Annotated in this window: 1 protein-coding gene; it reads right to left on the bottom strand. The window is 43.9% G+C overall.

The window, feature by feature from the left end; translation table 11 throughout:
* Nucleotides 1–365: 365 nt before the first annotated feature.
* The coding region (locus tag IQ229_RS23460) for a beta strand repeat-containing protein (RefSeq protein ID WP_194047890.1) at nucleotides 366–2,624 on the bottom strand (2,259 nt) is incomplete at its 5' end.

Here is a 2,624-nt window from a genome sequence, read left to right as displayed (position 1 = left end):
ATACCAAACAATCCAATTCCAGCTACTAAAATTGCAATGGAAGTGGTTTGTTTGAAATTCGATAATGCCGAAGATGATGCTAAAACTGTGTTGCGGAATAGTTTAGAAAACATAATCAACCTCTCAATCTGAGTTAAAAAAATAACGATAATTTCATCAGCAACGGTTGATATATTGATGATTTCTGTCTTTTTCGATTCATTAACCGTTTCTTTAATACTCAGATTAAGGGATATGACTAGGTAATGCATTCACCATTTATGCATATATAGTTGCATGATTTGGATGGTGCGATCGCATGATTGTGCGTCCCATTTTGCAGAAAAGTGCATATATAAATTTCCCAATATGTGCAATCTTGCTGTTTAACAACTTCGACTCAAGATTAATTGCCCATTGGGTAATCGATACAATCCAGTTGGTTCAATAATTGGGTCGCCTTTTTTCCAGGGACGTGGTGTTAGTTCCACACTACGCACATCACCAGTTGTGTAGGCTGAAGTTAAGACATCTCCCGGAGTATAGCGTAAAGCACCAGAACCTGTGATGTTAAAAGAGTTTTCTTGTCGTTTAGTGCCGCGTGAAATGCAGCTATTAGCAATGAGTGCGTTGGTATCAATGACGTTTGGTGATAATCCGGTGAAGCTGTTTTGAATCGAACTGTTATCGGGTGTATTGATATTTGTTACACCGGAAACGCCTAATTCCGAACTGGCAGTAATATCACTTTTTTCGGTTAGTTTTGGACGTGACTCGATACCGAAAATACCTTGCGAGTTGATTTGGATGTTTCCACCTGTTCCTGTAAAGGCGTTAGCGCTGATATCGCTGTTTTCTTCGGGGACAGCAATGATAAATTTCGAGTTGATATTGATGTCACCGCCATCCCCACCTAATTCTTCTGTGCCTGCGTTGGTAGAGATTTGAGCGCCACGACGGAGTAAGAGTAAGTCGCTGTTGACCTTGATGTTACCACCGTTACCGGATGCAGATTCAGCGTTGAGTTTACCTTGGTTGTCTAAGGTAATTTTGGGTGAGTTGATTTCGATATCGCCTGTGATTCCTGAGCCTGTGGAACTGACAAATAAGCCACTGTTAGCACCGATATTTGCTACATTATCAGGAAAGTTAGTAATGCGATCGCTGTAACTAGGATCAATACCACTAATTATTACTTTATCAGTAGCGTTGACAGTAATTTTACCTGCACGTCCATTGCTTGAGGTAGTGGTGGTGAGTTGTCCGCCGTTGAGTGCTTCAAACACATTTGCATTTACCGTAATATCGCCACCCTTTTGATTATTTCTAGTGCCTGCATCCATTAAAGCGCCGTCAGAGATGCGAAAGATATTGGTGTTTACGGTAATATCCCCACCTTTGCCTTGAGAATTAGAATCAGTAGATGTGAATAAAGCACTAGAAAATCCTGTCTCTTGATTAGTTCCAGAAACAGTTATCGCATCTTTTGCACGCACCGTCACATTCCCTGCATTTCCTTGTCCATAAGTTGAGGCAACAAGTTGAGCGCCGTCTCGTAATGAGAAGTCAGCAGAATCGATGGTAATGTTACCCCCATTCCCAACAGTCCCCGTCTCCACATTGCTGCGAATCCCACTGAGAAAACCGTTTTTCTCCCCAGCAATATCGACAGCACCTGTTACTTTCACATTGACATTCCCCGCATCCCCTCTTCCTGCTGGTTGAGTAGCAGATGCTCCACGAGTAATAGTTACCAGTAGAGCGCCATCAGTGAGTGAAAGGGTGGCTGCATTGATGTCGATATTGCCTCCTTTACCTACGCCTCCTGCTTCCACCGTGCTGAAAATGTAAGCGTTACCTGCAAGGTCAACAGCATTTTTTGCACCCACCGTCACATTCCCTGCATTTCCCACTCCATAAGTTGAGGCTTCAAGTTGAGCGCCATCACTTAGAGAGAAATCACCAGAATCGATAAAAATGTTACCCCCATTGCCAACAGTCCCCGTTCCCACAATGCTGCGAATCCCACTCTTGAAATCGTTTTTCTCCCCAGCAATATCAACAGCGCCTGTTACCACAACATTGACATTTCCTGCATTTCCCTGCCCATAAGTTGAGGCTTCAAGTTGAGCCCCATTACTTAGAGAGAAATCACCAGAATCGATAAAAATGTTACCCCCATTGCCAACAGCCCCCGTTTCCACATTGCTGCGAATCCCACTGGGAAAACCGTTTTTCTCCCCAGCAATATCAACAGCATCTGTTACTAAAACATTGACATTGCCTGCATTCCCCTGTCCTGCTGGCTGGGTAGCAGATGCTCCACGAGTAATAGTTATCAGTTGAGCGCTATCAGTGAGTGACAGGGTGGCTGCACTGATGTCGATATTGCCACCCTTACCTACACCTCCTGCTTCCACCGTGCTGAGGATGTCACCATTTACAAGGAAAACAGCATTTTTTGCACCCACTGTCACATTTCCTGCATTTCCCACTCCATAGGTTGAGGCAACAAGTTTAGCGCCATCTCGTAATGAGAATGAACCAGAATCGATAAAAATATTACCCCCATTGCCAACAGTCTCCGTTCCCACATTGCTGCGAATCCCACTGGGAAAATCGTTTTTCTCTCCAGTAACTGTCTC

Source organism: Nostoc cf. edaphicum LEGE 07299, assembly GCF_015207245.1.
Lineage (GTDB): Bacteria > Cyanobacteriota > Cyanobacteriia > Cyanobacteriales > Nostocaceae > Nostoc > Nostoc edaphicum_B.
Note: the sequence above shows the minus strand (reverse complement) of the source record. Positions and strands in the feature narration are given on the sequence as shown.